Source organism: Rickettsia sp. TH2014, assembly GCF_019249195.1.
Taxonomy (GTDB): domain Bacteria; phylum Pseudomonadota; class Alphaproteobacteria; order Rickettsiales; family Rickettsiaceae; genus Rickettsia; species Rickettsia felis.
Genome location: NZ_MXAX01000303.1, coordinates 24,958 through 31,775 on the forward strand (window position 1 = coordinate 24,958; position 6,818 = coordinate 31,775).

Below are 6,818 nucleotides of genomic sequence, written 5' to 3' on the forward strand. Positions count from 1 at the left end.
ATTTAATAAATTACTAATTTTTAACTCGATTGATACTTCCTTTATCAGGCGCAACTATAACGAAATTGCTATAAGTTCTTAAAAACGGGATATATAAATTTATAGGTTCAAGATTAGAAATAGGAATATTAAAAAATTTCTCTATTTTATCGGAATGTAAATCAATAGTAATTACATGGTTTACTTCGAGCTTCTCTAAAAAATCAGCTATTAACTTAGCAGGAATTATATTTTGAGAATTTATATTATCTTGCCTTGCATAACCGAAATAAGGCATTACTAAAATTATTCGATTTGCTACCGCTTTTTTTGCTGCATCTACTAGCAAGAACAGCTCAATTAAGCGATCATTAACGGGCTTTGGTGTGGATTGTACTATGATTACATCTTCATTATGAAACGATTCTTGAATTTCTACTTTTATTTCGGAATCATTGAAATAGGTAATTCTCGGCTCAATATATTTAATATTTAATGCTATAGCTAACGAGATGTGAGTAACTTATTACTACTGCCTGCTAAGATCTTCATGTGAGTGATTTATGTTGTTTGACGCTATTAGCAAACGGACTGTGTTGCGTAGACACCTAATCGTCATGAGCTACGCAGCCGTAGGCTGCACGGCAATCTCATAAAGTAATACTCCTGAGATCGCTTCGTCAAAACTTACAGTTTTTCCTCGCAATGACGATTTGGGAAATGACAGCAACTTTAAGAACGACTTTCTAATTTTTGTATTAGTGCCTCAAAGCCTTGATTTTTTAAAGTATCAGTAAACTCGTCTTGTTGAGCCCCAATAAGACTTACACCTTCCGTAATTATATCAGAAACTTTAAAAACATCTTTTCCGCTCCCTTTCATTTCACGTACAAGATATTCTACTTTAATGGGGTCTTGCTCTTTATTACTAACGATATTCATAGCAACCATAAAATCGGTCGAGCTTAAAGGACGAACTCCTACTATTTTAGGCTGTTCACCTTTATAATCTTTTATTAAATCAGTATAAGATTTAGTAACATATTTAGAGTAAACTTTGATGAATTCCTGAATCTGCCCACCTGATAAAGTTTTTATCCCGTTTCTGCCTAATGTATATTTAGCCATCCAATCAAAATCTAGGTTCTGAGACATTAACTCACGTGCTTTAGCAATTTTTACTTGCTCAGATAGCTTACTATCGTTTAATATACTAGAAGCTTCATTTACTAAATTAGTAACGTAATCATTCAAACCAGCAGGCACTTTCTCGCTAGAATAAGCGGAAAACGTCATAACTAATAAAAATAAACCTGTAATAATTTTTTGCATATAATCCTCGTTAATTTAATTAATTCTTGGGTTTAGGACATTTAAAATTTTCAGGATATTGAACCGATGCTTCACGAGCACGATGTAATGCTGATCTAATAGCCACATAAGGATCGGTAGAATTCTTCATCACATAATCACTAAACGGTAATACAACATATCGATCGTTTATTTTACTAACTGCTATTACTCCTAAGTCAAAATCATTATGAGTGTAGTACATTAATGGATTAAGAGCATAATTAGTAATTACCGAATCCGTCATATCTCTTGCGTTAGTACTACCGATTATCGGCAATACTAAATAAGGACCTGGGGCAACTCCATAATGTGCGAGGGTACTGCCGAAAGTTTGACGTTCAGACGACAAACCTACTTTACCTGCTACGTCAAATAAACCTCCTATGCCAAGCGTCGTGTTAATGAGAAACCGCCAAACGCTTTTCATAGTTTTATCGTAATTTAACTGAAGCCCGTAATTTATCGCTGTAAGCGGTGTATCAACATTACTGACGAAACTATTAACACGTGCTTTTACGTAATCATTCGTGATATTCTTATAACCTATTGCTAAAGGACGCAATATTATATAATCTAGTACAGAATTAAATGCAAACACTTTACGGTTAAATTTTTCGTATGGATCGTAAACTTCCAAGCAACCGTTTTTATTTCTTCCACCATTATAGTTATATATGTCATTATCAACATATTCAAGATCAGCTCTTGCGAATAGTGAGCATAGTATAATAGATAGTATAATTAAAATTCTCATTGATTTATGTTATTTTCTTACAAACAATAATACTATATTTATTGTTTTCCGCTAGTATTATTTCTTCCGCAGTTAATATAGTAAAATTATTTTTTTGTAAAATATTATTTATTTCATTCAAGTTAAACATAAATTCTTTGCGTTTTACTGAGAATTGCGTCTTCGTGGCGTTCGGTAAACAAAGAGCAAAATGCCCTTGTTCACTAAGAGATGAGTATATTAAATTAAAATATTCTATTAAATTGTTAGTAAACGATAATCCGCAAAAGCTAAAAATAACATCAAATTTATTAGAGTTTTGTTTTAAAAATTCATCGATAGTAAAATTATATATTTGATCGTAAATTTTAGTGTTCGGGTAATATGTCTCTTGTAAATCATTCATTAAAGTAGAAATTTCTACACCGGTTAAAGTAAAATTTTCCGGAAAACGTTTTTGTATTTCATAACCTACCAGCCCTATATTACTTCCAAGTTCCAAAATAGAATAATTATCCGGTACATCAGATATCTGCTTGAGTGTATCATTAACAAACCTATACGGGAGATGGATATTTTTATCGTTATTAAAAATAGTAGGATAATATTGTGCAGTTAAATCACGATATTTTCCCCAAATTTCTCCCGGTATTTCAGTAATATCCTTATAATTTTTTAAAAAATTTATAAATATAGCTTTATATTTTTCATTAGTTTTTTCTAAATATTCTATAGCTTGTCCGTAATTATTTTTTAAAAAATAAACCCATCCGATGTGATAATATACTTTAGAATCATTAGAATTAAAAAATTTATCTACTAGTTTAAACCTAAGCAAGGCATCATTTAAATTACCTCTATATAAATGATCAAGTCCAAGCTGATAATTAGTTTCGGCTAAATGAGAGAATTTATATTTACAATCACTTATATAATCTTTAAATTCTAAAATTTTATTCTTAATAAAATGTGGTATATTTATTATAGTTAAGCAATAATGTTTGATTTTGTCTTTTATTTTACTGAGCATAGCTTAATTACTAAATTAATATTACTTACTATAATAAAGCATATCTTGATAAATTTTTAAATAAAATAATTTTATTGCGATTAAAATTGCTGTATTATCGCTTTTGTAGGTCAAAAGGGTTAAAAACCGTCATTGCGAGGAAATTGCATAGCAAATGGCGAAGCAGTCTCAGGATGCTTGACAAGATTGCAACAATGCTTCGCTCCTCGCAATGACGATTTGGTATCCACATAACAATACCTAATGCACTAATACAGACTCAAAATTATGTCAATTATTTCTACGCGACTAAATTCTATAAAGCCGTCGCCGACCCTTGCAGTCGTTAAAAAAACTCTTGAACTTAAAAAAGCGGGAGTTGATATTATCGCACTTGGTGCAGGTGAGCCTGATTTTGATACACCTGATAACATTAAAGAAGCAGCGATTAAAGCGATTAAAGACGGCTTTACTAAATATACTAACGTTGAGGGTATGCCACTTCTAAAGCAGGCGATAAAAGACAAATTCAAACGTGAAAATAATATAGATTACGAACTTGATGAAATAATAGTAAGCACCGGCGGTAAGCAAGTTATATATAATTTGTTTATGGCATCTTTGGACAAAGGAGATGAGGTAATTATTCCGGCACCTTATTGGGTTTCATATCCTGATATGGTTGCACTTAGCACAGGAACGCCTGTTTTTGTAAATTGTGGAATTGAAAATAACTTTAAATTAAGTGCGGAAGCTTTAGAACGTTTAATTAACGATAAAACTAAATGGCTTATTATTAACTCACCTAGTAACCCGACAGGTGCAAGCTATAATTTTGAAGAGCTAGAAAATATTGCTAAAGTTTTAAGAAAATATCCTCATGTGAACGTAATGTCCGATGATATTTACGAGCATATTACTTTTGATGATTTTAAATTTTATACATTAGCCCAAACAGCACCTGATTTAAAAGAGAGAATATTTACCGTAAACGGAGTATCTAAAGCTTATTCTATGACAGGTTGGCGTATAGGCTACGGCGTGGGTTCTAAAGCTTTGATTAAAGCAATGACTATTATTCAGTCGCAAAGTACTTCAAACCCTTGTTCAACAAGTCAAATGGCTGCTATTGAAGCATTAAACGGTCCTCAAGATTATATAAAGCCTAATGCTTTAAATTTTCAAAAAAAGCGTGATCTTGCTTTATCAATTTTGAAAAAAGTAAAATATTTTGAGTGCTATAAGCCGGAAGGAGCGTTTTACTTATTTGTTAAATGCGATAAAATATTTGGGCATAAAACTAAAACAGGAAAAATTATTGCAAATAGTAATGATTTTGCCGAATATTTACTTGAAGAAGCAAAAGTTGCCGTAGTACCCGGTATCGCTTTCGGCTTAGAAGGCTATTTTAGAATCTCTTACGCTACTTCTATGGAAGAGCTAGAAGAGGCTTGTATGAGAATTGAGAGAGCTTGTGATGCTTGAGTATGTCATTCCCGCGTAGGCGGGAATCCATAAAAAATAACCATTAATATTTACATATTCAACAAAATAAACCTATAAAAAACTTGTTTTTTATAGGTTATACTGGATTCCCGCCTACGCGGGAATGACATTAAACCGACCAATAAAAAACAATGCGGAAAGCTTTTAAAGAATTTTTAAAAAATAATAAATACGTACTTAGTGTAATTACTATTTTACTATATTGGTATTTGCGTTTTGTTTATTTTACATCAAAACAGAAATTTATTTTTTACGATAACGGCAATAAGGAAAAATTCTTAAACGAACAAGGGGTAATCTTTGCATTTTGGCATAATATGCTTGCCTTAAGTACGGCTATGTTTATAGGACATAGAAATATCTATGCTTTAATATCACCGCATTTAGACGGGAAAATTTTAAACGATTTAGTAGGAAAATTCGGTTGCAGAGTTATAGTAGGTTCTACTAATAAAAATCCAATTGGAGCTTTACGTAATATTATAGGTAAGTTATCTCAAGGTGCAAATATAATAGTCACGCCGGACGGTCCTAAAGGGCCGGTATATAAAGTAAATAGCGGCATTACCGAAATTGCTTATAGATATAATAAAAAACTTATTCCTATAGTCAGCTCCACTTCTAGATGTTTCAGATTAAAAAGTTGGGATAAATTAATAATACCCCTACCGTTTGGTACCATTAAAATCATAGTTGGCTCACCTTTAGAACTCACAAATGATAAAATACAAAACCATATAAGCCTTGAAAAACAACTAGCAAGCTTAACAGAGAGTTTAAAGAAATGATGTTATTATATTATGCTTTAAGCTTTATATTATTACCTATTTATTTTATCATAATTCTTATACGTTTATTAATAGGTAAGGAAGATATAAGACGCATCCAAGAACGTTTTGCTATAGGTAAGTATCGACAAGACTATTCATTAGACTTCTTACATAACGAAGCTAATAAAGAGAAATTTAAAGGAGATACGAAACGCAGAACCGCAGCGTACACAAGCGTACGTGAGGATTCGAGTACCGGATCGACGTCTAAATTACCTTTAGAAGCAAGTTATGCAAGAAGTCTAATATGGATTCATGCAGCTAGCGTCGGCGAGTCAATGGCAGCTTTAACTTTAATAAGTAATATAAGTAAACGCTATCCTGACATTCGTTTTTTAGTAACTTCTTGGACTAACAGCTCCGCTAAAATATTAACTGCCAAATTACCTAAAATAGCGGTTCATCAATTTTTACCGATAGATAATATTATTTTTACTCGAAAATTTTTAAAAAATTGGCAACCTAATTTAGGTATTTTTATAGAATCGGAATTATGGCCGTGTACTATTAATGAAGGGGCGAGGCAGTGTAAATTACTGCTAGTAAATGCTCGTATTTCCGATAAATCGTTTAAAGCTTGGCTAAAAAGAAAAAGCTTCTTTCAGCTTATCCTTAAAAATTTCAGTAAGATTATCATGCAAAGCGAACGTGACTTACAAAAATTCAATGAACTTGGCATATCAGATGCAATTAATTTAGGCAATATTAAATATGCTAACGAAAAGCTTCCAGTTAATCAAGAAGAGTTATCAAAATTAAGCTCACATTTAGAAAATAGACAAGTGGTGGTATTTGCTAGCACTCACCCTGAAGATGAGGAAGTGATTTTACCCATAATCAAAAACCTAAAAGAGCAGTTTTTAGATTGCTATATTATCCTAATTCCCAGACATCCCGAGCGAGTTAAATCAATTATCGATAATTGTAAGTCACATAATTTATCCGCTACCGCTAAGTCACAAAATGATTTACCTGTTTTAAGCAATGATATTTATATAGTTGATAGATTCGGTGAAATGGGATTGTTTTTTTCTGTAGCTACAATTTCTTTTATCGGCGGTTCTTTTAAACAAGGTGGGCATAATATTTTAGAAGCGGCATATTTCTCTAATTGTATTATATTCGGTCCCGATATGAGTAAAAACACCGATATCGCTAAAGGCGTACTACAAAATGAAGCAGCTATTCAAATCATAAACGGTGAAGATTTACTAACCAAACTAACATATCTACTTAGCCCTAATAATTCTCTAGAACTTAAAGCTTATCGTGAAAAAGCTTTAAAATTTGTTGAAAATAACCAAAAAGTCTTAGATGAATATTTACAGGTAATTACGAAGTTTCTTTGATAGAATTTAACTAAAAAACTCTTATTCCCCTGGGTCGTGCCTCCGTATTGCAGTTTAGA

At 31.9% G+C, this 6,818-nt stretch carries 7 protein-coding genes; 3 read left to right on the top strand and 4 right to left on the bottom strand.

Annotation, left to right across the window (positions count from 1 at the left end):
* Positions 1 to 13 precede the first annotated feature (13 nt).
* The 4 genes from prs to KYQ89_RS07035 form a co-directional block, all read right to left on the bottom strand.
* Entirely contained in the window at positions 14 to 493 is a 480-nt protein-coding gene (gene prs / locus KYQ89_RS07020) for a ribose-phosphate diphosphokinase (protein ID WP_218460998.1), read from the bottom strand.
* Positions 494 to 711: 218 nt separating this feature from the next.
* Positions 712 to 1,311 carry a phospholipid-binding protein MlaC gene (locus KYQ89_RS07025; protein WP_218460991.1) on the bottom strand — a complete coding sequence of 200 codons (600 nt, stop codon included), beginning with the start codon at positions 1,309 to 1,311 and terminating at the stop codon, positions 712 to 714.
* Positions 1,312 to 1,330: 19 nt separating this feature from the next.
* A complete protein-coding gene (locus KYQ89_RS07030; RefSeq protein WP_218460992.1) occupies positions 1,331 to 2,086 on the bottom strand; it encodes a VacJ family lipoprotein in 756 nt (251 codons plus the stop codon).
* Between the two features lie 4 nt (positions 2,087 to 2,090).
* A complete protein-coding gene (locus tag KYQ89_RS07035) occupies positions 2,091 to 3,095 on the bottom strand; it encodes a class I SAM-dependent methyltransferase (protein ID WP_218460993.1) in 1,005 nt (334 codons plus the stop codon).
* 267 nt (positions 3,096 to 3,362) lie between these two features.
* Here KYQ89_RS07035 and KYQ89_RS07040 point away from each other — a divergent pair, with 267 nt between their 5' ends.
* The 3 genes from KYQ89_RS07040 (at position 3,363) to waaA (ending at position 6,759) form a co-directional block, all read left to right on the top strand.
* Positions 3,363 to 4,559, top strand: coding sequence for a pyridoxal phosphate-dependent aminotransferase (locus KYQ89_RS07040; protein ID WP_218460994.1), 1,197 nt, complete (start codon positions 3,363 to 3,365; stop codon positions 4,557 to 4,559).
* A gap of 152 nt (positions 4,560 to 4,711) precedes the next feature.
* The gene (locus KYQ89_RS07045) at positions 4,712 to 5,368 is read left to right on the top strand and encodes a lysophospholipid acyltransferase family protein (RefSeq protein ID WP_218460995.1); all 657 of its coding nucleotides are present in this window, start codon (positions 4,712 to 4,714) and stop codon (positions 5,366 to 5,368) included.
* Complete coding sequence (gene waaA, locus KYQ89_RS07050; RefSeq protein WP_218460996.1) at positions 5,365 to 6,759, top strand: lipid IV(A) 3-deoxy-D-manno-octulosonic acid transferase; 1,395 nt, start codon at positions 5,365 to 5,367, stop codon at positions 6,757 to 6,759. The genes KYQ89_RS07045 and waaA overlap by 4 nt, the downstream gene beginning before the upstream one ends.
* Positions 6,760 to 6,818 lie beyond the last annotated feature (59 nt).